The sequence below is a fragment of the Ochrobactrum sp. SFR4 genome, from assembly GCF_019730395.1.
Classification (GTDB): Bacteria; Pseudomonadota; Alphaproteobacteria; order Rhizobiales; family Rhizobiaceae; genus Pseudochrobactrum.
This window is the reverse complement of the sequence record NZ_JAAPBB010000098.1, coordinates 1-586: the sequence shown is the minus strand read 5'-3', so window position 1 is coordinate 586 and position 586 is coordinate 1. Positions and strand designations below refer to the sequence as shown.

At 49.0% G+C, this 586-nt stretch carries 1 protein-coding gene; it reads right to left on the bottom strand.

Features of this window, described 5'->3' with window-relative positions:
• A partial coding sequence (locus tag HBA93_RS18025) for a phage portal protein (protein WP_221724209.1) occupies nt 1-586 on the bottom strand: 586 nt, incomplete at both ends.

The window sequence follows — 586 nt, the reverse complement described above, 5'->3', positions numbered from 1 at the left end:
AACCTCATGCTGAGCGTGCTTTCTGAAAGCGGATGTCAGAACTGAAATGCCACGCACGTCCGTTGCATCGAAAGGTTCAAAAATATGGATGGCGACGTGCCGACCTTTATCATCTTTGGCTGGGTATTTGACTTTCTGAGTGATGCCCGCGTGATCTTCTTCAAAGAGATACCCAACAGGTCGTCCGTTTTTGTCGTGATAGATACCCTGAAAAAGTCCCTCAAGTTTGCTCGTATCCTGAACTAACTTGTTAGGAGGCACCAAACAGACTTTTGTTCCTGTGGTAATGCCGTAGCGTTTGCGTTGCTCTCTTGGCATATAGCTTATAAGACCGGTGACCTCGCCATAAGCTATATACCAACGAAGTGCGATATCCACGAGTTGAGGAACTGAAAACTTGCCACGCATATCACACTCAGACGGGTTCCACGCATAACGCTTCCACCGGCTCTTGATCTCTGCGACGAGTGCAATCTTTTCCTCTTCCGTGTAGCCAAGTCCAGTAAGGTCAGGCTGAGGGTGTAATACAAGTTCCACCCCTACCGTGTCGGCGAGAACCTGATCACATGCTCCCTTCAAGCTGCCT